25 protein-coding genes are annotated in these 23507 nt (G+C 66.7%); 15 read left to right on the forward strand and 10 right to left on the reverse strand.

All coding sequences use genetic code 11. The features are described 5' to 3' along the window. Nucleotides 1-6: 6 nt before the first annotated feature. A complete protein-coding gene (locus DFR24_RS18540; RefSeq protein ID WP_133882900.1) occupies nt 7-684 on the forward strand; it encodes an alpha/beta hydrolase in 678 nt (225 codons plus the stop codon). A gap of 74 nt (nt 685-758) precedes the next feature. Here DFR24_RS18540 and DFR24_RS18545 read toward each other — a convergent pair whose 3' ends face one another. Next, nucleotides 759-1460, reverse strand: a complete 702-nt coding sequence (locus DFR24_RS18545; RefSeq protein ID WP_133882901.1) for a GntR family transcriptional regulator — start codon at nt 1458-1460, stop codon at nt 759-761. Nucleotides 1461-1579: 119 nt separating this feature from the next. On the opposite strand from DFR24_RS18545, the gene atzF reads away from it, so the two are divergent. The 5 genes from atzF (at nt 1580) to DFR24_RS18570 (ending at nt 7027) form a co-directional block, all read left to right on the forward strand. Then, nucleotides 1580-3382, forward strand: a complete 1803-nt coding sequence (atzF, locus tag DFR24_RS18550; RefSeq protein WP_133882902.1) for an allophanate hydrolase — start codon at nt 1580-1582, stop codon at nt 3380-3382. A gap of 136 nt (nt 3383-3518) precedes the next feature. Next, the gene (locus DFR24_RS18555) at nt 3519-4184 is read left to right on the forward strand and encodes a cysteine hydrolase family protein (RefSeq protein ID WP_133882903.1); all 666 of its coding nucleotides are present in this window, start codon (nt 3519-3521) and stop codon (nt 4182-4184) included. A 77-nt stretch (nt 4185-4261) separates the two neighbouring features. Further along, the gene (locus tag DFR24_RS18560; protein ID WP_133882904.1) at nt 4262-5872 is read left to right on the forward strand and encodes a regulator; all 1611 of its coding nucleotides are present in this window, start codon (nt 4262-4264) and stop codon (nt 5870-5872) included. Between the two features lie 46 nt (nt 5873-5918). Then, nucleotides 5919-6602, forward strand: a complete 684-nt coding sequence (gene biuH, locus DFR24_RS18565; protein ID WP_133882905.1) for a biuret amidohydrolase — start codon at nt 5919-5921, stop codon at nt 6600-6602. A gap of 80 nt (nt 6603-6682) precedes the next feature. Then, the gene (locus DFR24_RS18570; protein WP_210772391.1) at nt 6683-7027 is read left to right on the forward strand and encodes a cupin domain-containing protein; all 345 of its coding nucleotides are present in this window, start codon (nt 6683-6685) and stop codon (nt 7025-7027) included. Nucleotides 7028-7105: 78 nt separating this feature from the next. Here DFR24_RS18570 and DFR24_RS18575 read toward each other — a convergent pair whose 3' ends face one another. From DFR24_RS18575 to rph, 4 genes are all read right to left on the reverse strand, one after another. Further along, on the reverse strand, nt 7106-7294 hold the full coding sequence (locus DFR24_RS18575; protein ID WP_133882906.1) for a CPXCG motif-containing cysteine-rich protein: 189 nt from the start codon (nt 7292-7294) through the stop codon (nt 7106-7108). Nucleotides 7295-7308: 14 nt separating this feature from the next. Then, a complete protein-coding gene (gene hemW, locus DFR24_RS18580) occupies nt 7309-8478 on the reverse strand; it encodes a radical SAM family heme chaperone HemW (protein WP_133882907.1) in 1170 nt (389 codons plus the stop codon). Between the two features lie 55 nt (nt 8479-8533). Continuing rightward, nucleotides 8534-9127: an RdgB/HAM1 family non-canonical purine NTP pyrophosphatase gene (rdgB, locus tag DFR24_RS18585; protein ID WP_133883129.1), complete on the reverse strand. Its 594-nt coding sequence runs from the start codon at nt 9125-9127 to the stop codon at nt 8534-8536. A gap of 61 nt (nt 9128-9188) precedes the next feature. After that, nucleotides 9189-9902, reverse strand: a complete 714-nt coding sequence (gene rph, locus DFR24_RS18590; protein ID WP_133882908.1) for a ribonuclease PH — start codon at nt 9900-9902, stop codon at nt 9189-9191. 123 nt (nt 9903-10025) lie between these two features. Here rph and DFR24_RS18595 point away from each other — a divergent pair, with 123 nt between their 5' ends. The 5 genes from DFR24_RS18595 (at nt 10026) to DFR24_RS18615 (ending at nt 13639) form a co-directional block, all read left to right on the forward strand. Further along, nucleotides 10026-10439, forward strand: coding sequence for a SufE family protein (locus DFR24_RS18595; protein ID WP_133882909.1), 414 nt, complete (start codon nt 10026-10028; stop codon nt 10437-10439). A gap of 182 nt (nt 10440-10621) precedes the next feature. Continuing rightward, nucleotides 10622-11584: an SPFH domain-containing protein gene (locus DFR24_RS18600; RefSeq protein WP_133882910.1), complete on the forward strand. Its 963-nt coding sequence runs from the start codon at nt 10622-10624 to the stop codon at nt 11582-11584. A gap of 1 nt (nt 11585) precedes the next feature. Beyond that, nucleotides 11586-12026: an NfeD family protein gene (locus DFR24_RS18605; RefSeq protein WP_133882911.1), complete on the forward strand. Its 441-nt coding sequence runs from the start codon at nt 11586-11588 to the stop codon at nt 12024-12026. Then, nucleotides 12016-12744 carry a PAQR family membrane homeostasis protein TrhA gene (trhA, locus tag DFR24_RS18610; RefSeq protein WP_246051713.1) on the forward strand — a complete coding sequence of 243 codons (729 nt, stop codon included), beginning with the start codon at nt 12016-12018 and terminating at the stop codon, nt 12742-12744. The genes DFR24_RS18605 and trhA overlap by 11 nt, the downstream gene beginning before the upstream one ends. 19 nt (nt 12745-12763) lie before the next feature. Next, on the forward strand, nt 12764-13639 hold the full coding sequence (locus DFR24_RS18615) for a PPK2 family polyphosphate kinase (protein WP_133882913.1): 876 nt from the start codon (nt 12764-12766) through the stop codon (nt 13637-13639). Between the two features lie 82 nt (nt 13640-13721). On the opposite strand, the gene DFR24_RS18620 is transcribed toward DFR24_RS18615, so the two are convergent. From DFR24_RS18620 to hslV, 5 genes are all read right to left on the reverse strand, one after another. Next, the gene (locus tag DFR24_RS18620) at nt 13722-14474 is read right to left on the reverse strand and encodes an esterase/lipase family protein (RefSeq protein ID WP_133883130.1); all 753 of its coding nucleotides are present in this window, start codon (nt 14472-14474) and stop codon (nt 13722-13724) included. 5 nt (nt 14475-14479) lie between these two features. Further along, a complete protein-coding gene (locus DFR24_RS18625; RefSeq protein WP_133882914.1) occupies nt 14480-15136 on the reverse strand; it encodes a protein-methionine-sulfoxide reductase heme-binding subunit MsrQ in 657 nt (218 codons plus the stop codon). After that, on the reverse strand, nt 15136-16134 hold the full coding sequence (gene msrP, locus DFR24_RS18630; protein ID WP_133882915.1) for a protein-methionine-sulfoxide reductase catalytic subunit MsrP: 999 nt from the start codon (nt 16132-16134) through the stop codon (nt 15136-15138). Before msrP ends, DFR24_RS18625 begins: the two co-directional genes overlap by 1 nt. 238 nt (nt 16135-16372) lie before the next feature. After that, a complete protein-coding gene (gene hslU, locus DFR24_RS18635) occupies nt 16373-17728 on the reverse strand; it encodes an ATP-dependent protease ATPase subunit HslU (protein WP_133882916.1) in 1356 nt (451 codons plus the stop codon). Nucleotides 17729-17741: 13 nt separating this feature from the next. Beyond that, on the reverse strand, nt 17742-18284 hold the full coding sequence (hslV, locus tag DFR24_RS18640; RefSeq protein WP_133882917.1) for an ATP-dependent protease subunit HslV: 543 nt from the start codon (nt 18282-18284) through the stop codon (nt 17742-17744). A gap of 216 nt (nt 18285-18500) precedes the next feature. Between hslV and DFR24_RS18645 the strand changes: the two genes are divergently transcribed. From DFR24_RS18645 to DFR24_RS18660, 4 genes are all read left to right on the forward strand, one after another. After that, the gene (locus tag DFR24_RS18645) at nt 18501-19859 is read left to right on the forward strand and encodes an adenylate/guanylate cyclase domain-containing protein (protein ID WP_162851312.1); all 1359 of its coding nucleotides are present in this window, start codon (nt 18501-18503) and stop codon (nt 19857-19859) included. 162 nt (nt 19860-20021) lie between these two features. Beyond that, nucleotides 20022-21188 (forward strand): acyl-CoA dehydrogenase family protein, encoded by a 1167-nt coding sequence (locus DFR24_RS18650; protein WP_133882919.1) that lies wholly within the window; start codon nt 20022-20024, stop codon nt 21186-21188. 157 nt (nt 21189-21345) lie between these two features. Next, nucleotides 21346-22434 (forward strand): CaiB/BaiF CoA transferase family protein, encoded by a 1089-nt coding sequence (locus tag DFR24_RS18655; RefSeq protein WP_133882920.1) that lies wholly within the window; start codon nt 21346-21348, stop codon nt 22432-22434. Between the two features lie 109 nt (nt 22435-22543). Next, nucleotides 22544-23443 carry an alpha/beta hydrolase gene (locus DFR24_RS18660; RefSeq protein ID WP_133882921.1) on the forward strand — a complete coding sequence of 300 codons (900 nt, stop codon included), beginning with the start codon at nt 22544-22546 and terminating at the stop codon, nt 23441-23443. Nucleotides 23444-23507 lie beyond the last annotated feature (64 nt).

Here is a 23507-nt window from a genome sequence, read left to right on the forward strand (position 1 = left end):
ATCGACATGAAACTCCAGGAATCCGCCGACGCCGTCATCGTGCAACCCGACGGCCCGGTGCGCGCGAGCGTGATCTGGTTGCACGGGCTGGGCGCGGACGGCCACGACTTCGTTCCCATCGTGCGCGAACTGGGCCTCGCAGCCGACGCCGGCATCCGCTTCATCTTCCCGCACGCAACGGTGCGCCCGGTGACGCTCAACGGCGGCATGCCGATGCGCGCCTGGTACGACATCGTCTCGCTCGATCGCAAGGGCAAGATGGACGACAAGGGCATCCTGGACTCGGTTGCGCGCGTGCGCGGACTGATCGAGGCCGAACGCAAGGCCGGCGTCGAGCCGGGTCGCATCGTGATTGCCGGCTTCTCGCAGGGCGGCGCCATCGCCATGCACGCGGCGCTGCGTTACCCGGACCGTCTCGCCGGCCTGCTCGCGCTGTCGACCTATCTGCCGTCGGCCGAGTCGCTGGCGCGCGACGCCAACGCCGCAAACCGCGACATCCCGATCCTGATGGTCCACGGCCAGTACGACCCGGTCCTGAACCTGGAGATCGGCGAGTGGAGCCGCGATCAGCTCAAGGCGATGGGGCAGACCGTCGAGTGGCTCACGTACCCGATGGCGCACGAGGTCTGCATGGAAGAGATCGAGCGGATCGGGGCCTGGTTGAAGGACGTGCTCGCGGACTGACCGTAGCCCGGACGAAGTCCGGGGTTGCGGCTCCGGGGAAGGTGGGAACCCCGGACTTCGTCCGGGCTACGGGTTTAGACCCGCTGGGCGCGTCGGACCCTGGATCTCGCGCGTGACAACTGCTCCAGCGTGATCGCCCGGGCCGCCTGCTGGCTGCGCCGGATGTGCTGCGTCATCGCCTGCTGCGCGGCCACCACGTCGCGCTTGATCAGGTGCTGGCAGATCGCGTGGTGCTCCTTGTACGTCAGGTCCACGCGCATGTCGTTGGTGAAATCCAGACGCCGGATGATGTGGATCGTCTGGTTGACGCGCTGCAGATAGTCCGCGAGCACGAGGTTGCCGCTGCCTTCGGCGAGCGCGATGTGGAACGTCTCGTCCCGCGCCGACATCGTCTCCACGTCGACGTCTTCCGTCGGCTGGTAGATCGGGTCCCACTGGCGCGCCAGTTCCTTGAGTTCGCGCTCCGGCATGTGCGTGCAGGCCAGTTCGATCGCACACATCTCCAGCGCGATGCGCACCTGGTAGTGCTCGTCGATCTCCGCGATGTCGATCTCGCGGATGAAGCAGCCCTGCTTGGGCCGCACCGTCAGATAGCCCTCGAGCTGCAGCCGCTGGAGCGCCTCGCGGACGGGGGTGCGGCTGACGCCGAAGCGCTCGGCCAGTTCGGTCTCGGTGACGCGGGAGCCCGGGTAGAGCTCGAAGCTCATGATCAGCGTCTTGAGCTGCTGATAGACCTCCTGCGCCGACCCCGCCCTGATCGGGTTGGCGGCGTTCATCGCGCGCACCGGCGAAACAAGGAAACGCACCGGAAAAGGCTCATCGGTCGATTGTATGCAAGCCTCGGCATTCATGTTGCATACAAGAATGAGTGCAGCCAAAACCGAGAGTCGTGCCCATGAATGCCGGCCCCAACGCGACGTCCACCATCGATCTGTCTCCCGCTGCCCTGCAGGCCGCCTATCGCAACGGGACGCTGACGCCGCGCGCGCTGCTCGGCCAGCTCCAGCAGCAGGCGCGTGACCTCAACGAGCGCTTCCGGATCTACATCGAACTGCTGTCCGACGAGCAGCTCGAACCGTTCCTGCACGCGCTGGAAGCGCGCGATCCGGCCTCGCTGCCGCTGTACGGCGTCCCGTTTGCCATCAAGGACAACCTCGATCTCGCCGGCGTGCCCACGACGGCCGCCTGCCCCGCTTACGCCTACACGCCGACGGTGTCGGCCACCGTCGTTGCGCGCCTGCTCGAACTCGGCGCGATCCCCACCGGCAAGACCAACCTCGATCAGTTCGCCACCGGTCTGAATGGCCTGCGCTCGCCGTACGGCGAATGCCCCAACGCGTTCCTGCCCGAGTATCCGAGCGGAGGTTCGAGTTCGGGCTCGGCACTAGCGGTGGCCTTGGGTGTGGCGAGCTTCGCGCTGGGCACCGACACCGCCGGCTCGGGCCGGGTGCCGGCCGCGCTGAACGGCCTGGTCGGATGCAAGCCGACACGCGGCATCGTGTCCACGCAGGGCGTCGTGCCCTGCTGCCCGTCGCTCGACTGCGTGAGCCTGTTCACGCGCACGCCAGCCGAAGCGGCATCGCTGCTGGCGCTGCTCGCACGCTTCGATGAGAAGCAGGCCTGGAGTCGCCGCAATCCGATGGGGAACGCCGCTCCGGCGCGCGGTCGCCTCTCCGGATTTCGATTCGGCGTGCCACGGCAAGCGGATCTGGTGTGGTGCGGATGCGACGAAGGCCCTGCCCTGTTCGCCGCCGCCCGGGCGCGTCTCGAAGCGCTCGGGGGTGAGGCCTTCGAGCTGGAATTCCAGCCTTTTCTCGATGCCGCGAAGATGCTGTACGAACCGGCTGGCGCAGCGGAGCGCTACGCCTCCTTCGGTCATCTGCTCGAGGACGCCTCGGTGTTGCCGGTGATCCGCGAGGTCGTCGCCCCCGGCAACCGGGCCAGCGCCGTGGAGCGCGTACACGCGGCGCAGCGCTTGCGAGAACTTCAGCACCAGTGCGACCGCGAGCTCGCGGCTATCGACTTCGTGCTCACGCCGACGATTCCCCGCGCGTTCACGCGCGAGCAGCTTCGAGCCGATCCGATCCGGCGCAACAGCGAGCTCGGGACGTACACCAATTTCATGAACCTGCTCGACTACGCGGCCGTTGCCGTGCCCGCCGGGCAGCAGCGCAGTGGCCTGCCCTGGGGCGTGACGCTGTTCGGGCGCGCCGGCACGGATCAGTACCTGCTTGCGATGGCCGGGCACTTCGTCGCGGGCAGCGTTGCTCCCGATGCGACGCTGAAGCGTGCGTTGATTCCGGGCGATCGCATCCGCGTCGTCGTCTGTGGCGCGCATCTGCAGGGCCTCGCGCTCAATCACCAGCTCCGCGATCGCGGCGCGCGTCTCGTGCGCGCCACGCAGACCGCGCCCGGCCATCGCCTCTACGCGCTCCCGGGTGGACCACCGTTTCGACCCGCGCTGGTGCGCGACGCCAGCGGTCGGTGCATCGACGTCGAAGTCTGGGAGATGCCCGCCAGCGAACTCGCCTCCTTCCTCGACGGAATAGGTGCTCCGCTGGGTCTGGGCAAGGTCGAACTCGCCGACGGAAGCGTCGAGAACGCCTTCATCTGCGAGCAGGGCGCGCTCGGTTCGGCCCGAGATATCACGGACTTCGGCGGCTGGCGCGCGTACCTGGCCGCGCCGCCGGCGGCCTAGCAGCGCACCCGGAAAAGCCGCTTCGCGGCATCCGCAAAACCGCCCCTTCCGTTCTTGCATGCAACGAAGCACGCTGGCATGGATACTGCGTTGAGAGGGGCAAGCACTGCGACGGCGCAAGCCACACGGGGATCGCGTGACGCACCTGATTCGAGCCGAGCCTTACGACCTGCCATTCGACCCGGCCAGCACCGCGCTGCTGATCATCGACATGCAGCGCGACTTCATCGAGCCGGGCGGTTTCGGCGCGATGCTCGGCAACGACGTGTCGCTGCTGCGGCGCGCCATCGATCCGATCCACGCGCTGCTCTCCGCGTTCCGCAAGGCCGGACTGCTGGTCCTGCACACGCGTGAAGGCCATCGACCCGACCTGAGCGACGTGCCGCCGAGCAAGCTCGCGCGCGGCAAGGGCGAGACGAAGATCGGCGACATCGGCCCGATGGGCCGCATCCTGATTCGCGGCGAAGCCGGCCACGACATCATCCCCGAGCTCTATCCCAAAGCCGGCGAGCCGGTGATCGACAAGCCCGGCAAGGGCTCGTTCTGCCAGACCGATCTCGAGCTGATCCTGAAGAACCGTGGCGTGCGCACCTTGATCGTGTGCGGCGTCACCACCGAGGTCTGCGTGCACACGACGGTGCGCGAGGCCAACGACCGCGGCTTCGAGTGCCTCGTGCCCTCGGACTGCGCGGCGTCGTACTTCCCGGAATTCCACGAGACCGCGCTGCGAATGATCAAGGCGCAGGGCGGCATCTTCGGCTGGGTCTCGGATTCGGCGCGCGTGATCGCCGCGCTCGGCTGACGCATCGCACAGGTCGTCGCGCGTCCGGGGCGGACGTGCGGCGTTCGCATCGTTTTGGGGAAAGGGAGACAAGCGTCATGAGCACCGCAGCCAGCAGCAGCGCCGGCACTTTCAAACCGTCGATCTGGGTTCCCGGGGACTGGAACGCATTCTTCGGCTTCGGCACCAACATCCTGGTCAATCTGCTGACGCTCACGGCGCTGATGCGCTACGTGCTCAAGCTGCCGGACGACCTCGTGTTCGGCCGCATCCTGCCGGCGACGGGACTGATGCTGTTCCTGTCGACGGTCTACTACGCGTATCTGGCTTACCAGCTCGCGAAGAAGACCGGGCGCACGGATGTGTGCGCGCTGCCATCGGGCATCAGCGTGCCGCACATGTTCGTCGTGGTGTTCGTGATCATGATGCCGATCGCGGCCGCCACCGGCGATCCGATCAAGGGCTGGGAAGCGGGCCTGACGTGGGTGTTCGTGCAGAGCTTCGTGCTGATGATCGGCGGTTTCGTGGCGCCGTGGATCAAGAAGATCACGCCGCGTGCGGCGCTGCTCGGTGCGCTGGCCGGTGTGTCCATCGCGTTCATCTCGATGCGCCCGGCGCTCGAGATGTACATGGATCCGGTGATCGGCATCATCTGCTTCGCGATCCTGCTGTCGAGTTGGTTCGGTGGCGTGCGTTACTTCAAGGGCATCCCGGCCGGCCTCGTCGCCATCGCGGTGGGTTCGCTGATCGCCTGGGGAGGCTTGGCGCTGGGTTTCAACTTCGGCGGCATGAGCCTGGAGAAGCTCGGTTCCTCGTTTGCGAGCTTCGGCTTCTCGGTGCCGCTGCCGGCCTTCGGCCACGTGTTCGGCGGCTTCGAATTCCTCGCCGTCATCCTGGTCACCGCGATCCCGTTCGGCATCTACGACCTGGTCGAGGCGATGGACAACGTCGAGAGCGCGGAAGCCGGCGGCGATCACTTCCCGACGACGCGCGTGCTCACTGCCGACGGCGTCGTCAGCCTGATCGGCTGCTGCCTGGGCAATCCGTTCATCAACGCGGTCTACATCGGCCACCCCGGCTGGAAGGCCATCGGCGGACGCATCGGCTATTCCGCAGCCACCGGCGTGATGGTGCTGATCATGTCCTGGCTCGGCATCCTCGCCGTGATGATGGCGCTGATCCCGGTCGTCGCGATCTCGCCGATCCTGCTCTACATCGGCATGCTGATCGGTGCGCAGGCGTTCCAGGAAACACCGAAGAGCCATGCGCCTGCGGTGATCCTGTCGCTGATCCCGCAAGTGGCAGGCTGGGGCAAGCTGATGATCGACAATGCGCTCGGCGCTGCAGGCACGAACGCCGCTGCGGTCGGCATCGACAAGCTCGCCGGCATGGGCGTGCTCTATCACGGCCTCGAACTGCTCGGCAGCGGCGCGATTCTCACGAGCCTGATCCTCGCGGCAGTCGCGGCCTGCATCATCGATCGCGCATTCGCCAAGGCCGCAGGCTTCGCGGCGACCGGCGCCGTCCTCACGTTCTTCGGCTTCATGCACAGCGAGGCGATCGGCTTCGCGAAGACGCCGATGGTCGCGCTCAGCTATCTCGGCGTCGCCGGGCTGCTGATGGCCTGCGCAAAGTACAACCTCGCGCCCTTGTCCAAGCCCGCCCCGCGCCCGCAGGAAGCGGTGCCCGGTGGCGAAGCCGCCGTCTGATCCGAGTGAGCCCTGTTCCAGCAGCCGAAGCGACCGAGACCGCCGCATGACCGAGCGTCACATCAAGTCCGAGCCCTATCCCTGGCCGTACAACGGCGATCTGCGCCCCGAGAACACAGCGCTGATCATCATCGACATGCAGACCGACTTCTGCGGCGTCGGCGGCTACGTGGACAAGATGGGCTACGACCTGTCGCTGACGCGCGCGCCGATCGGGCCGATCAAATCGGTGCTGAGCGTGTTCCGCAAGCAAGGCTTCCACGTGATCCACACGCGCGAAGGCCATCGCCCGGATCTCGCCGACCTGCCGGCGAACAAGCGCTGGCGTTCCCGTCGCATCGGCGCGGGCATCGGCGACGAGGGCCCCTGCGGTCGCATCCTGGTGCGCGGCGAACCGGGCTGGGAATTGATCGACGAGCTCAAGCCACTGCCCGGCGAGGTCATCATCGACAAGCCGGGCAAGGGCTCGTTCTGCGCCACCGATCTCGAGATGATCCTGCACCTGCGCGGCATCCAGAACCTGATCCTGACCGGCATCACCACCGACGTCTGCGTGCACACGACGATGCGCGAGGCCAACGATCGCGGATTCGAATGCGTGCTGCTCGAAGACTGCTGCGGCGCCACCGATCACAAGAACCATCTCGCCGCGTTGAGCATGATCAAGATGCAGGGCGGCGTGTTCGGCGCGGTGTCGGATTCGGCGTCGCTGCTATCCACGCTGTCCTGAAACGCGTGCCGGCGTTGGTGCCGGCCGGAAGCGGCGGGTTAGGCTGAGCCTCCTGAAAATCCAAGAGTCGACGCCGCGGGATGAATGCGATCGCCATGCAGGGCCTGCTCGACGTGGTCGCCACGACCGCCGAGAAGGACTGGAAGCCGTTTCACACCGGGATCGACTGCCTGCCGATCTACGAGACGCCGGACGGCGGTCCCGCCGCGATGCTGCTGCGCTACCAGCCCGGCGCGCACGCACCGGATCACCTGCACATGGGCTACGAGCACATCCTCGTGCTCTCCGGCAGCCAGACCGACCAGCGCGGTCATCATCCGACGGGCACCTTGCTGATCAACGAACCCGGCAGCGAGCACCACGTGCACAGCGACGAAGGCTGCATCGTGCTGGCGATCTGGGAGCGTCGCGTCAAAGCGATGTGACGTAGCCCGGACGAAGTCCGGGGTTGCGCTCCCTATCCGAGGGGAACCCCGGACTTCGTCCGGGCTACGGTAAGGACGCTATTCATCCTCCGCGCGCGCATCGACTTCGAATCCTTCGCCGTCGTCCGACACTCGCAGGTGCACGACGATCGGCCGGCAACACACCGAACAATCCTCGGTGTAGGTCTGCGAACCGGCGGACAGGTCCAGCTCCAGCACGATGGTCTCCCAGCAGTACGGACAGGTGACTTCGGTTTCTTCGAGCACGCGGCGGTCCTTCCTCAGAGAAACAGTTCGAACAAGCGGTTCTGGTAACGGCGCCCGGCTTCGGTCGGACGAACAGCATCGGTCGCCGGCGGCTCGACCAGGCCCAGGCGCAGCGCCTGGGCCAGCATCGGCGACAGCGCTGAGAACGGCGCACCCGTACGCGATTCGAACTGTTCGGCGATGAACCCGTCGTGCAGTCGCAGCGCGTTCATGCAGAACTCGAACGGCAGTTCGTCTTGTGCAAGCACGCGCCGTTCCTGTATGGCCTCTGCGGTTCCGGCGGTTTCCATGTAGGTGCGCGGATGCTTGTGGCGCGCGCGTCGCTCGATCCGCAGATCCTTTCCGGCCGTGCGCTTGGCGTGCGCACCGGCGCCGATGCCGAGGTAGTCACCGAAGCGCCAGTAATTCAGGTTGTGACGGCTCTGCAGGCCGGGCCGCGCGAATGCCGAGGTCTCGTAATGCGCAAAGCCCGCATCGGCGAGCAGCGCGCAGCCCGCGTCGTGCATGTCGGCAGCGGTGTCCGCGTCAGGCACGGCCGGCGGCCGAGCGGCGAACTCCGTGTTCGGCTCCAGGGTCAGGTGATACCAGGAAAGGTGCTCCGGCTGCAGCGCGAGCGCGCCGTGGAGATCCGCCAGGGCCTGTACCTGCGTCTGCTGTGGCAGCGCGAACATCAGGTCGAGATTCAGATTGTCGAAACCGGCGTCACGTGCCATCGCAAACGCACGCCGTGCCTCGTCGCCGGAATGGATGCGCCCGAGCGCTGCCAGATGCGCCGGATCGAAACTCTGCACGCCGATCGACATGCGGTTCACGCCGGCCGCGCGATAACCACGGAAATTCGCGGCATCCGCAGTACCGGGATTGGCTTCGAGCGTGATCTCGATGTCGTTCGCAAATTTCAACCGCGCCGCAACGGCATCCAGGACGCGCCCGATCGCCGCGCCCGAGAACAGGCTCGGCGTGCCTCCACCGAAGAAGATGCTGCGCAGCGGCCGCGACTCACCCGCATCGGAGAGTTCGAATTCAAGGTCCCTGATCAGCGCGTCGACGTACTCGCGCTCCGGAATCACGCCGCGGGCGGCATGTGAGTTGAAGTCGCAATACGGGCACTTGCGCGCGCACCACGGCAGATGCACGTAGAGCGAAAGCGGCACGCTTTCGAGCGGAAGGTCGGTGTTGCTCATGGAATGGCGCCGCGAACTGCCCTTCTTTCTCGCGATGCGAAAAAGAAGGAGCCGATCAGGCTCCGGCGAGCTGACGCAGCAGTTGCTGCATCGCCAGACCGCGATGGCTGATGCGGTTCTTGCGGTCGGGCGCGAGTTCCGCGGCACTGCAGCGCAGGTCCGGGATGAAGAACAGCGGGTCGTAGCCGAAGCCCTGTCCACCGCGCGGTGCGCGCAGGATCGTGCCGCGCCAGCGCCCTTCGGCGATCAGCGGAATCGGATCGTTCGGCGAACGCAGCAGCACGACGACGCTGACGAACTGCGCGCCACGCGCGTCGTCGTCGATGCGGTCCATCTCCGCCAGCAGCTTGTCGTTGTTGACCGCGTCCGAGGCCGGCTCGCCGGCGTAGCGCGCCGAGCGCACGCCGGGTGCGCCGTCGAGCGCGTCCACGCAGAGACCCGAGTCGTCGGCGATGGCCGGAAGGCCGGAAGCGGCGGCCGCGTGGCGCGCCTTGATCAGTGCATTCTCGACGAACGTGAGCCCGGTCTCGGCCGGTTCCTTGGGCGAGAATTCGCTGACTCTTCGCACGCGCAGTGCCAGCGGTTGCAGAAGGTCTTCCAGCTCGCGGGCCTTCTTCAGATTGCGACTGGCGATGACGATCTCTTCCATGTCGCGATTGTACGCCCCGAGCGCGGCGAACAAGCCGCGTGATCCTTCGTGATGAGCGGTCTTATCCCGCGAGCGCGGCACGCTGCGCCTCGATCAACTGCGCGATGCCGCCTTGCGCCAGGTCGAGCAGACGATCCAGCTCCTCGCGGCGGAAGGCGTGACCTTCGGCCGTGCCCTGCACTTCGATGAAGTGCCCGGCGTCGTTCATGACCACGTTCATGTCGCACTCGCAGTCCGAGTCCTCGACGTAGTCCAGGTCCAGCACCGGCTGCCCGCGGTGAATGCCGACGCTGATCGCGGCGACCTGCCCGTGGACCGGGTTGCCCTTGATCAGGCCCTTCTTCTTCATCGCCGCGACGGCATCCACCAGCGCGACGTAGCTGCCGGTGATGGCCGCGGTACGCGTGCCGCCATCGGCCTGCAGGACGTCGCAATCCAGCGTGATCGTGCAGCAGGACAGCGCGCTCAGGTCCACCACGGCGCGCAGCGATCGACCGATCAGCCGCTGGATCTCCTGCGTGCGACCGGACTGCTTGCCCTGGGCCGCCTCGCGGCGCCCGCGCGTGTGCGTGGCGCGCGGCAGCATCCCGTATTCGGCGGTGACCCAGCCGCTGTCCTTCTTCCAGGCCGGACCGCGCTCCTCGACGCTGGCGGTGCACAACACCTGCGTGTCGCCGAAGGCCACGAGGACGGAACCCTCCGCATGGCGCGTGTACTTGCGCTGGATCGAGACGGGACGGAGCTGGTCGGCATTGCGGCCGGAGGGTCGGGACACGGGCGAATCTCGAATAGCAGATCGCGAATTGTAGTCCCCATGAGCACGCGGCGGGCCGAACGTGGCGCGGCGCGAATACTGCTGCGAATGGAGCCGCCTCCCAGCGCCGCACTAGAATCGCGTATGGACATCGATGAACTCGCCGACACCTTCGAGCTGCTCGGCGACTGGGAAGAACGCTACCGCTACCTGATCGAGCTCGGCCGCAAGCTGGAGCCGATGCCCGAGAGCGAGCACGACGAGGCGCACAAGGTGCGCGGCTGCATGAGCCAGGTCTGGCTGGCCCACACGCGCCAGGACGGCCCGCCGGTCCGGCTCGAATTCCGCGGCGATTCCGATGCGCACATCGTCAAGGGCCTGATCGCCCTGCTGCTGGGCCTGACCTCCGGCCGTACGCCGAAGGAAATCCTCGATCTGGACCTGGCCGCGGCATTCACCCGCCTGGGGCTGGAGCAGCACATCAGCATGAACCGGCGCAACGGGTTCTATTCGATGGTGGAGCGGATCAAGGGAATGGCCAAGGCGGAGCTGGCGTAACCCGCAGCCCGGGCGAAGCCCGGGGTTCCCCTCGCATACGGGGCGCAATCCCGGGCTTCGCCCGGGCTAAGGTTGCGCCTGCGCACCGCGTCTCACTGCTACCCTGCTTCGAGGGCCGCCGCGGTGATGGCATCCGCGGTGCCCGTGCCATACTTTTCAAGCCATTCAACCGGGGGGCTGTCATGGGCGCCGTCGCCATTATTTTCCTGATTTTTGCTGCGATCACGCTGTGGAAGCTGGTCGTCACCGTGCCACAGGGCAAGGAGTACACGATCGAGCGTTTCGGCAAGTACGTGGCCACCTACCAGCCCGGCCTGCATTTCATGGTGCCGTACATGTACCGCATCGGGCGCAAGCTCTCGATGATGGAACAGGTGCTGGACGTGCCGAGCCAGGAAGTCATCACCAAGGACAACGCCATGGTCGGCGTGGACGGCGTGGTGTTCTTCCAGATCCTCGATGCACCGAAAGCCGCCTACGAGGTGCAGCAGCTCGAGCTGGCGATGATGCAGCTCACGATGACCAACCTGCGCACCGTGATGGGTTCGATGGACCTCGACGAGTTGCTCAGCCAGCGCGACCACATCAACACCAAGCTGCTGAGCGTCGTCGACGCCGCGACCACGCCCTGGGGCGTCAAGGTGACGCGCGTCGAGATCAAGGACATCCGCCCGCCGCAGGATCTGGTCGACTCGATGGCCCGCCAGATGAAGGCGGAGCGCGACAAGCGCGCCAACATCCTCGAGGCCGAGGGTTTCCGCCAGGCCGCGATCCTGAAGGCCGAGGGCGAGCGCCAGTCGCAGATCCTCGCCGCCGAAGGCCAGAAGCAGGAACAGATCCTGTACGCGGAAGGCCGTCGCGAAGCCGCATTCCGTGACGCCGAAGCCCGTGAGCGCGAGGCCGAGGCCGAAGCCAAGGCGACGATGATGGTGTCGCAGGCCATCGCCAAGGGCGACGTGCAGGCGCTGAACTACTTCGTGGCCACCAAGTACATCGAGTCGCTGACCAAGTTCGCCGCGAGCCCGAACGAGAAGCTCGTGTTCATGCCGCTGGAAGCCGGCAGCGTGATCGGCGCCATCGGCGGCATCGCCGAGCTGGCGAAGAACGCCGGCATCGGCGGCGCGCCCAAGTCGCCGGCCGCCTGAGATGGAACTCGACGCGCTGCAGTACTGGCACTGGTTCGTCGCGGGCCTGGCGCTGCTGATCGTCGAGATGTTCCTGCCCACAGGCTTCGTGCTGATGTGGATGGGCGTCTCGGCGATCATCGTCGGCGCCATCGCCTGGGCGGCGCCGACGAGCTGGCCGGTGGAGTGCGTGCTGTTCGGCGTGCTCTCCATCGTCTGCTTCTTCGCGTACCGCAAGCTGTGGCCGCAGAAAGTGGTGGTCGAACAGCCTTCGCTGAATCGCCGCGGCCATTCCTACGTGGGCCGCACGTTCACGTTGAGCGACCCCGTCGTCAACAGCATCGGCACGCTGCGCGTCGATGATTCGCAATGGCGCATCAGCGGGCCGGACATGCCGGCCGGCAGCCAGGTGCGCGTGGTGCAGGCGGACGGCGCCACGCTCAGGGTCGAGCGTGCCGGGTAAGGCACGGCACAAGGCCGCGCTGCGACAACCGCTGCCGCGGGTCCACGTTCCGCAGCAGCTCGAACAGGCCCGCGACAACCTCTACAGCTTCGGCGAAGAACTCGCCCACGCCATCACGCATGGCCTGGGCGTGGTTCTGGCGATCATCGGCCTGGTCGTGCTGGTGGTGCGCTCCGCGTTGTACGGCAACGTCTGGCACGTGGTCGCCTCCAGCGTCTTCGGCGCCACGCTGGTGATGATGTACGCCGCCTCGACGCTCTATCACAGCATTCCGCTGCCGCGCGCACGCCACGTGCTGCGCGTCATCGATCATTCGCTGATCTTCCTGCTGATCGCCGGCACCTACACGCCGTTCACGCTGGTGACCTTGCACGGTCCCTGGGGCTGGAGCCTGTTCGGCTTCACCTGGGGCCTGGCCGTGATTGGCGTGGGCCTGAAGATCTTCACCACCGGCCGCTACGAGAAAGTCTCGCTCGCGGTGTACCTGCTGATGGGCTGGTGCGCGGTGGTCGCGATCAAGCCGCTGTTCGACCGGCTGGAGCCGGGCGGCCTGATCCTGCTCGCGGCGGGCGGCATCACGTACAGCGGCGGCGTGGCCTTCTACACCTGGCAACGCCTGCGCTACCACCACGCGATCTGGCACCTGTTCGTGCTCGGCGGCAGCCTGCTGCACTGGTTCACGGTGTACTACTACGTCGTGCCCGGTCCGCCGGGATAGCGATCAAAGGAGTCCGATCATGCTCAAGGCCGTCGCCAGTCCGTATCTCGTGCCGTTCGACGGCTCGTTCAAGCTGTCGAAGTCGCCGAGCGAGCCGCCGCGAAACGTGCCGGAAAAGGCCGAGCTCAAGAGTGATCTCGAGGAATCGGTCAAGGAGCTCGCCGAACTCCAGAAAATGCTTTATGCGCACGATCGCTACTCGGTGCTGCTGGTGTTCCAGGCGATGGACGCGGCCGGCAAGGACTCGACGATCCGCGCGGTACTGTCCGGCGTGGATCCTGCGGGCTGCGAGGTCTACTCGTTCAAGCGTCCTTCCGAAACCGATCTCGATCACGACTTCCTGTGGCGCACGGCGTTGTGCCTGCCGCAACGCGGCCGCATCGGCGTGTTCAACCGCAGCTACTACGAGGAAGTGCTCGTCGTGCGCGTGCATCCGGAATACCTGGACAAGCAGAAACTCCCGGACGAAGTGCCGCTGGAAAAATTGTGGAGCCAGCGCTTCGACTCGATCCGCGATCACGAGAAGCACCTGGCGCGCAACGGCACGGTGATCATCAAGTTCTGGCTCAACGTGTCGCAGGACGAGCAGCGCGACCGGCTGTTGGCGCGCCTCGACGAACCGGAGAAGAACTGGAAGTTCGAGTCCGGCGATCTCGACGAGCGCGCACGCTGGAAGGACTACATGAAGGCATACGAAGAGATGCTCAACGCCACGTCCACCGCGCATGCTCCGTGGTACGCGATTCCCGCGGACAGCAAGTCGTTCATGCGTGCGGCCGTCGCCGACATCGTCGTGCGCACGCTCAAATCCATGGATATCCACTGGCCGGTGCTCGACGCGGCGGAGAAAGCGCGGTTTGCGGAGATGCGCAAGAGGCTCGCGGGCAAGCCCTGAAGAACCGCGTCACGCGTAGCCCGGGTGAAACCCGGGACTGCGTATCCATCCTTCGGTCGAGACGCCCCGGGTTGCACCCGGGCTACGCAGGCGGCGACGTCCGATCGAACTGCTCCTCGCGCAGGAAGTGCAGCGACTGCCGGATCACCTCGTCGCTACGCATCATGAACGTGTGGTTCTCCCACAGCTCGATGATGTCCGTCATGCCGTCGAGTCGCGCGCTGGCGACGCTGACCTTGCCGTCGTCGGGGCCGTCGATCATCGCCGAGTAGACCGGGTTGAACGAGCGCGTGCCCGCGATGATGCCGACCGAGTAGCGCACAGGACCCAGCCGGTTCGGCAGGCTGCCGGCGTCGGTGCCGAGCTGCTTCCCGGCGGGACCATTGACCCACGCGAACGGCGCGAAGCGGCCGAGCCGATCCACCAGTTCGCTGCCGTGATTGGGCGGTCCGAGCATGACGACGCGGCCGAGTTGCGGCAGCGTGTTCGTCGCCAGGTACTGACGCACGACGATCCCGCCCATCGAATGGGTCACGAAGTGGATGCGGGTGGCGCCGGAGGCGACCGCGTCCTGCACCGCCGGCGCCAGATGCGTGGTGGCGAGCACTTCGATCGTCGCCGTGGTCGACGGATAGTCGAGGTTGACGACGACGTAGCCCGCGGCCTTCATCGCGTCGGCGAGTTTCTGCATCGCCTTGGCGGACCGGGCCAGACCGTGCACGACGATCACCGCCTCACCCGCCGCCGGGTCGGCGGGTACGGGGAGCGGATCGTTCGCGCGTGACATGCCCAATGTTGCCAGCACGAGCAGCAGTGCGGCGCTGGACCGCCGCATCGCGTTCAACGCCTGGCCGGTGATGCCGGCGCCGGACCCCACCAGCGCCTGAACGGCATGCGCAGCACCAGCAGCACGATCGCGATGCCCAGGTACACCAGCGGCTCGCGGTGATCGGACTTCACCAGCCACAGGAAATGCACCGCGCCGAGCAGTACGGCGGGATAGATCGCGCGATGGATCTGCTTCCAGCGGCGTTTCAGACGACGCTGCCAGGTCTGGGTCGACGTGATCGCCATCGGCAGCATCAGCAGCCACGCTGCGAAGCCCATCGTGATGTAGGTGCGCTCGATCACTTCCGTGGCCAGCTGCGCCGGCGACCACTCGAGATCGAACGTCAGGTAGATCGCGAAATGCGTGCAGACCCAGGCGTAGGTCCACAACCCGAGCAGTCGTCGCACCTGCACGAACTCGATGCGCCCGAACGCCTCGCGCAACGGCGTCATCGCCAGTGTCAGCAGCAGCAGGCGCAGGCCCCACAGGCCGGTGTAGCGCTCGAGAAATTCCACCGGGTTGGCGCCCAGACCCGCGTGCGTGAGTCGCCACGCGAGTTCGGCGGCCGGCCACAGCGCGAGGCTCCAGAAGGCGATCCGCAACGCGATCAGCACCGGCGTGGCCGGCCGCGCCTGCGGGCGCGAAGCAGGGGCTGCAGCGGCCTTCATCAGTGGAACTTCACCGGATCCATGCCCGCGTAGAGCGAGGCCACTTCCGGATAGCCGTTGTAGAGCAGCGTCTTGTGCTTGAACAACTCGCCGAGCCGTCGTTCGGTGGCCTGGCTCCAGCGCGGATGGCTGACGTCCGGATTCACGTTTGAATAGAAGCCGTACTCGCGGGCCTCGAGTTTCTTCCACGTGGTCGGCGGTTCGTTCTCGACGAAGCGCACGCGCATGATCGACTTGATGCTCTTGTAGCCGTATTTCCACGGCACGATCAGCCGCAGCGGCGCGCCGTTCTGGTTGGGCAGCGCGCGGCCGTACATCCCCACGCTGAGCAAGGTCAGCGGATGCATGGCCTCGTCGATGCGCAGGCCCTCGACATAGGGCAGCTCGAAACCCGCATATCGCGCCAGCGGCATCTGCTCGCGGTCGTGCAGTGTCTCGAAGGCCACGTACCTGGCCTTCGACGTCGGCTTGAAGCGCGCCAGGAAATCGCCGAGCGCAAAGCCCACCCAGGGCACGACCATGCTCCAGGCCTCGACGCAGCGGAAGCGGTAGATGCGTTCCTCGAGCGCGGAAAGCTTGAGGATGTCCTCGATGCCGATCGATCCCGGCGCCTCGCATTCGCCGTCCACCGCAACCGTCCAGGGGCGCGTGCGCAGCGTTCCGGCATTGCGCGCCGGTTCGTCCTTGCTGGTGCCGAACTCGTAATAGTTGTTGTAGGTGCTGCTATCGGAGAACGGCGTGACCACTTCTCCGCCGGCCTGCTCGCTGCGCCTGGCGATCGTCAGCTCGGCGAGCGCTCCGCCGCCCGCCTGGCCGGACTTGGTTACGTCCGCGGCGGGCGATGCCGCGGCCGTCGGCTCGGACTTGCCGCAGCCCGTCAGCAGTGCCACGGCGCTCAGCCCGAGCTGCGCGACGAGACGGCGGCGATCCGCATACACCCGCTCGGAGGTGATCTGGCTGGATCGGATCGGATGCGGCGGCGGGACGCGGATCAGCATGGGAGGCTCCGGAAGTCGCTCCAGATTGACCCAAAATCCGGGCGCGTGTTCATGCCGCGCCGCTTCGGGCACGTCATGCGGACGATCGGGCATGCCGCGGCGGACGTCCCCCTCGTGGCCCGGGAGTTCCTCTCGTCAACGGAGCGGAACCCCGGGCTTCGCCCGGGCTGCGGGTGACGTCCGCCGTAGCCCGGGTGAACCCCGGGAGGCGTCTGCAACGGGAGAACGAACGCCCGGGTTACAGGATGTAGCGGCTCAGGTCCTCGTTGCCGGCCAGCTTCTGCAGCTTGCCGTCGACATAGGCCGCGTCCACCGTCAGCGTCGTGCCCGCCTTGTCCGGCGCGTCGTACGCCAGCTCTTCCATCAGTCGTTCCATCACCGTGTGCAAGCGGCGCGCGCCGATGTTCTCGGTACGCTCGTTGACCTGCCAGGCCATCTCGGCGAGGCGACGGATGCCGTCGGCCGCGAATTCCACGGTGACGCCCTCGGTCTTCATCAGCGCGATGTACTGATCGGTCAGCGAATAGTCCGGCTCGCTGAGGATGCGCACGAAGTCCTCGGTCTTCAGCGCATCGAGCTCGACGCGGATCGGCAGGCGGCCCTGCAGCTCCGGAATCAGGTCGCTGGGCTTGGCCATGTGGAACGCGCCGCTGGCGATGAACAGGATGTGATCGGTCTTCACCGAGCCGTACTTGGTCGTGATCGTGCTGCCCTCGACCAGCGGCAGCAGGTCGCGCTGCACGCCCTCGCGCGAAACGTCCGCGCCGACGAACTCGCCGCGCTTGCACACCTTGTCGAGCTCGTCGATGAAGACGATGCCGTTTTCCTCGACGTTCTTCAGCGCCTCGCTCTTGATGGCTTCTTCGTCGACGAGCTTGGACGCTTCCTCTTCGGTGAGCTCCTTCATCGCGTCGACGATCTTCATCTTCTTGCTGCGCGTCTTGCCCGGGTTCAGGCCGGCGAACATGCCCTGCAGCTGCTGGGTCATCTCCTCCATGCCCGGAGGCCCCATCAGCTGCACGTTGGGAATCGCCTGCGACAGCTTGATCTCGATCTCGGTCTCGTCGAGCTTGCCCTCGCGCAACTGCTTGCGGAACACCTGGCGCGCCGCGCCGTTTTCGGTGGTGCGCTGCGTGCTGGCCTCGCCGAAATCCTTCGGCGGCGGCACCAGCGCGTCGAGCACGCGCTCCTCTGCCGCGGCTTCCGCCTTCGTGCGCTGGCGGGCGATGAACTGCTCGCGCGTCATCTTGACGGCCGCGTCCGCGAGATCACGGATGATCGAGTCCACGTCCTTGCCGACATAGCCGACCTCGGTGAACTTGGTGGCTTCCACTTTCACGAACGGTGCGTTGACCAGCTTGGCGATGCGCCGCGCGATCTCGGTCTTGCCCACGCCGGTGGGCCCGATCATCAGGATGTTCTTCGGATGGATCTCCGAACGCATCTGCCCTTCGACCTGCTGGCGCCGCCAGCGGTTGCGCAGCGCGATGGCCACGGCGCGCTTGGCGGCGGCCTGGCCGATGATGTGCTTGTCCAGCTCCGCCACGATCTCGCGCGGCGTCATGGTGGTTGCGGTGTTGCTCGGATCGCTCATGGGGTTCTCGGGCTCAGAGATCGATGTGCTCGATCGTCAGGCTGTGGTTCGTGTAGATGCAGATGTCGGCGGCCACGTGCAGGGCCTTCTCGACGATCTCGCGCGCCGACAGGTTGGTGTTCTCGACCAGCGCACGCGCCGCGGCGGTGGCGAAGCTGCCACCGGAGCCGATGCCCATGACGCCATGCGGTTCAGGCTCCATGACGTCGCCGTTGCCGGAGATCATCAGCGAGGCGTCCTTGTCGGCCACCAGCAGCAGCGCCTCGAGCCGGCGCAGGTAACGGTCCGTACGCCAGTCCTTGGCCATCTCGACCGCGGCGCGCACCAAGTGCCCGGAATGCTTCTCGAGCTTGCCCTCGAAGCGCTCGAACAACGTGAACGCATCGGCCGTGCCGCCGGCGAAACCGGCCATGACCTTGTCGTTGTAGAGCCGGCGCACCTTGCGCGCATTGCCCTTTACCCGAGTGTTGCCCATCGACACCTGGCCATCGCCGCCGAGCGCGACCTGGTTGCCGCGCCGGACGCTGAGAATGGTGGTGCCATCGAACTGTTGCATGGTGTTCCTCGAAGAATCTGTGCGTCGTAGATGAGGGACCCGCCACAGGATTCAAGCCTGTCCGGGGTGCCAAGAAAGACCGCCGTCCGCCGCACGCGCGGGCGTGGGCGCACGCCTTCCGGACCCGCCCGAGTCACCCACGGCACCCCCCGCGAACTCCATCCGACGCGGCGCCCCGTAGAATCGGCGCGTGTCAGCCGAATAAGCCAGCGTGCCATGACTGCCCCCGAGGAAGCCTTCCTTCCCCCGTTTCTTGGGAACGGTGCGCCCGATCTGTCGCTACGCCGCTTCGGTTTCCTGTTCGCCGACCCCGGCCTCGAACGCCGGTACTACGTGTGGAGCGTCGACCGGAAGATTCCGCTGATCCGGGTCGGCATGATCGCCTCGGCCGCGGGATACGCGGTCTACCTGCTCACCGTGTTCCTGCTCGAACGGGAGAGCTTCGACGGCATCTTTCCCGCGGTGCTGGCCTTCCTGGGCTTTCTGACCGCCATCTTCCTGGGAACCTGCCTCGCCCCGCTGCGGCCGCTGCTGGTGCCGATGACGGTGGTGGCCAACTGCATCTCCGGCCTGCTGCTGGTTCTGCAGATCCATGAGCTCGTCGCCTCGCCCGACCGCTTCGCGCTCGCCGGCACCGCGGTGCTGATCCCGGTGATGTTCGGCTTCTGCGTCTATCAGCTCAGCCCCCTGCTTGCGATCGTGGCGACGGTCCCCTTCATCGTGCTCTCGATGGGTCTGCTGTTCCTCGACTACGTGTCGGGTGACATCTCCATCGCGATGGCAGGCGGCCTGGCGGCGATGCAGCTGATCGCCTGCAACACCGGGGTGTTCGTATCGTCGGTGATCGAGTTCAACAACCGGCGCACGTTCCGTAAGGACCAGATCATCGAACTGCAACGGGTCCAGCTCAGCGAGAGCCGGGACGCGATCCGCCGCTACGTGCCGCCGTCGGTGGCCGACCTGATCATCAAGGGCGAGAAAGCCAGCATCGACACGCCGGTACGGCGTCGCGTCACGATCCTGTTCGCCGACATCGTCGGCTTCACCGAGGTGTCGGACCGCATCGAGCCGGAGGACCTGACGGCCCTGCTGGTGGACTATCTCTCGGGCATGGCCGAGAAAGTGGAGAAGTTCGGCGGCACCCTGAACGAGTTCGCAGGCGACGGCCTGATGGCCTTGTTCGGCGCGCCGAATTACGCCGAGCCGGAGCAGCAGGCGCGCCAGGCGGTCTCCGCCGCCCGCGAGATGCAGGACCTGATGTCTCAGCTCAACGAGCGCTGGCTGCGCGTCGGCATCGGCAGGCCCCTGAAGATGCGGATCGGCATCAATACCGGCACGGTCAGCGTCGGAAGCTACGGCTCCCAGGGACGCATGACGTACACCGCGTTCGGCTTGCAGACCAACATCACGTCGCGCATCGAGCGGGCCGCCGCACCGGGCAGCGTGCTGGTCAGCGATTCGACCTACCAGCTCGCGCGTGACGCGTTCGGATTCGAGCCGGGCGGCGAGGTCGAGTGCAAGGGCGTGCATTACCCCGTGCCGGTGTATTCGCTGGTGGCCCGCCCACCGGCGTAGCCCGGACGAAGTCCGGGAACTCGGCCGACTGGACGTGCGCGTCCCGGACTTCGTCCGGGCTACGGGCCACGGTCCGGCGCGTAAGTGCCCGACCGGGCCGACATCCGCCGGACGCGGGAATAGAATCGGGGTCCTCTCCCCTTTTCGCCCCGACGCTCCCCCATGGATTTCACCTTGTCCGCGGAACTCCTCGACCTGCAGCAGCGCACGCGCCAGTTCATCGCGGACGAAGTGATCCCGCTGGAGAACGATCCGCGCCAGCATGCGCACGGGCCCGAAGAATCCCTGCGCGACGAGCTCGTCGCCCGCGCCCGCAAGGCCGGACTGCTGACGCCCCACGCCTCGGCGCACTACGGGTGTCTCGCGCTGGATCACCGCGCCAAGGCCATCGTCTTCGAGGAGGCCGGCTACTCGCCGCTGGGCCCGATCGCGCTGAACATCCACGCGCCGGACGAGGGCAACATCCACTTGATGGAAGAGGTCTGCACCGACGCCCAGAAGGAGCGCTGGCTGCGACCGATGGTCGAAGGCCGCATCCGCTCCTGCTTCGCGATGACCGAACCGGGCGAAGGCGCCGGCTCCGACCCGACGATGATGCAGACGCGCGCCGTCAAAGACGGCGACGGCTACCGCATCAGCGGCACCAAGTGGCTCATCACCGGCGCGGAAGGCGCCAGCTTCGCGATCATCATGGCCAAGATGGAGGATGGTTCGGCCACGATGTTCCTGTCCGACATGGACCAGCCCGGCATCCGGCTCGAGCGCCTGATGGATTCGCTGGACTCCTGCTTCGTCGGCGGCCACGGCGTGCTGCATTTCGAGAATCTGTACGTGCCGGCGACCGACGTGCTCGGCGAGATCGGCCGTGGCTTTCGCTACGCGCAGGTGCGCCTCGCGCCCGCCCGCCTGACGCACTGCATGCGCTGGCTGGGCCAGGCCCGGCGCGCCCACGATGTCGCGGTCGCCTACGCGCGCAAGCGCCAGGCCTTCGGCAAGCCGCTGGCCGAGCACGAGGGCGTGGGCTTCCAGCTCGCCGACAACGAGATGGACCTGCACAGCGCGCGCCTGAACATCTGGCACACGGCCTGGGTGCTCGACCAGGGCGGCAAGGGCAATCTCGAATCGAGCATGACCAAGGTCATCGTGTCCGAGGCCGTGTGGCGCGTCGTTGATCGCTGCGTGCAGGTCCTCGGCGGCCAGGGCGTCACCGGCGAGACCATCGTCATGCGCATCTTCAAGGACATCCGCGCATTCCGGATCTACGACGGCCCGAGCGAAGTCCATCGCTGGAGCATCGCGCGCAAGCTCGTTTCCGGCGGTACGCACTGAAGCAACCGCTGCAACGCAAAGGCGCCAAGGACGCAAAGATCGTCGATGCCGTGACCACTACGAACCCGCGACCTTTTCATTTTTCCTTCGCGATCTTTGCGCCTCTGCGTTGAATCGCTTTTCTTCTCGTCATTCCAACCACGAACCTGAATTCCCCATGTCGAACATCGAATCCAAGGGCCCGCTCGCCGGCGTCAAGGTGCTGGAGATCGAGAGCATCGGGCCCGGCCCGTTCTGCGCGATGCTGCTCTCGGACCTGGGAGCCAACGTGCTCACCGTGGGCCGCGCCAAGCGCGACGAGAACAGCGAGGTGCCGATCATCACGCGCAGCCGCGCGGGGCGCGTCGACGTCGACCTCAAGACCGAGGCCGGCCGCAACAAGGTGCTGGAACTCGTGGGCAAGGCCGATGCCCTGATCGAAGGCTTCCGGCCCGGGGTCATGGAACGCCTGGGCGTGGGCCCCGAGGCCTGCCACGCGATCAACCCGAAGCTCGTGTTCGGCCGCATGACCGGCTGGGGCCAGGATGGTCCGCTGGGCATGGCCGCGGGTCACGACATCAACTACATCGCACTGTCCGGCGCGCTGCACTCGATGGGCACCAAGTTCACCGGCCCGGTGCCGCCGCTGAACCTCGTCGGTGATTTCGGCGGTGGCGGCATGGTGCTGGCGCTGGGCGTCGTCAGCGCGGTGCTCGAGGCGCGCGCCTCCGGCAAAGGCCAGGTCGTCGATACCGCGATGGTCGAAGGCGCCGGCGCGCTGATGGCGATGATCTTCGGACTGCGCGAATCCAACCGCTGGCCCGCGCACCGCGCCGGCAACTTCCTCGACGGCAGTGCCTGGTACTACCGCTGCTACGAGACCGCGGACGGCCAGTGGATGGCCGTGGGCGCGATCGAACCGCAGTTCCGCAAGCTGTTCCTCGACGGCATCGGCGTGGGCGAGCAGTACGCCGCCATCTGCGCGCGCGGCGACCAGGACGAGGAGGTCCACCGCGAGATCGAGGCGATCTTCCGCGAGCACGACCGCGCGTTCTGGACCCAGCGCTTCGACGGCACCGACGCCTGCGTGTCGCCGGTGCTGGCGATGAACGAGGTCGCAGCACATCCGCACAACATCGCGCGCGGCAGTTTCCAGAAGATCGAGGGCATGACGCAGCCCATGCCCATGCCGCGCTTCAGCCGCACGTCGCTGGCCGCGCCTTCGAGCAAGCCTTCCGCCGAAAAGCTGTCGGCCTGGGGCCTCTGATGTAGCCCGGACGAAGTCCGGGGCTTTTTCTCACAAGTCGAACGCAGGTTTCCCGGACTTCGTCCGGGCTACGGTTTGAGACTCATCCATAACGAGAGAGGAGAACACCATGTCGCAACAGCAACTCGATGCCGTGATCCGTGACGTGCAGGCCTGCTTCGGCGCTTTCGGCCCGGACACCACGCTGGAACAGATGCGTGCCGATTGGGACGCCGTGTCCAGCACGCCCCCTTCGACGCTCGGCGCCAAGCAGACCCCGGTCGACGCCGGCGGCGTGCGCGCCGTCTGGTTCGACGCGCCGGGGGCTGCCCAGGACCGCGTGGTGCTCTATCTGCATGGCGGCGGCTACGTGCTCGGCGGTCCGATCTCGCACGGCTCGATGGCGGCGCAGATCTCCAAGTCGTCGAAGTCGCGCGTGCTGTTCGTCGACTATCGCCTGGCGCCGGAAGCTCCGTTCCCCGCGGCGGTCGAGGATTCCACGGCGGCCTACAAGTGGCTGCTCGCCCAGGGCATCAAGCCGGGCCGCATCGCGATCTCGGGCGACTCGGCCGGTGGCGGGCTGTGCGTGTCCACGCTGCTATCGATCAAGCAGAACAAGCTGCCGATGCCGGCCTGCGCGGCGCCCCTTTCGCCCTGGGTCGACATGGAAGCGCTCGGCGAGACGATGACGAGCAAGGAGTCCGTGGATCCGATCGTCAAGAAGCCGCTGCTGCTGGGCATGGTCAGCATGGTCGTCCCGGCCGGCAAGAGCGTTCGCGATCCGCTGATCGCACCGCTGTACGGCGATCTGTCCGGCCTGCCGCCGCTGCTGATCCAGGTCGGCACGCGCGAGACCCTGCTCGACGACGCACGCCGCCTCGCGGACGCCGCGAAGAAGGCCGGCGTGAAGGTGCAGCTCCACGAGTTCGAAGGCCAGATCCACGTGTTCCAGGTGTTCTGCACGCGGCTCGACGAGGCGGTCGAAGCGCTCGACGAGGTCGGGGCGTTCGTGCAGCAGCACACGAGCTGAGGCGCCGAGGGGCGCTGCTGCAAACGGCCCGCCCCTCTCCCCATCGAGGAAGCCGATGGGGAGA

This window comes from Panacagrimonas perspica, from assembly GCF_004364935.1.
Taxonomy (GTDB): domain Bacteria; phylum Pseudomonadota; class Gammaproteobacteria; order Nevskiales; family Nevskiaceae; genus Panacagrimonas; species Panacagrimonas perspica.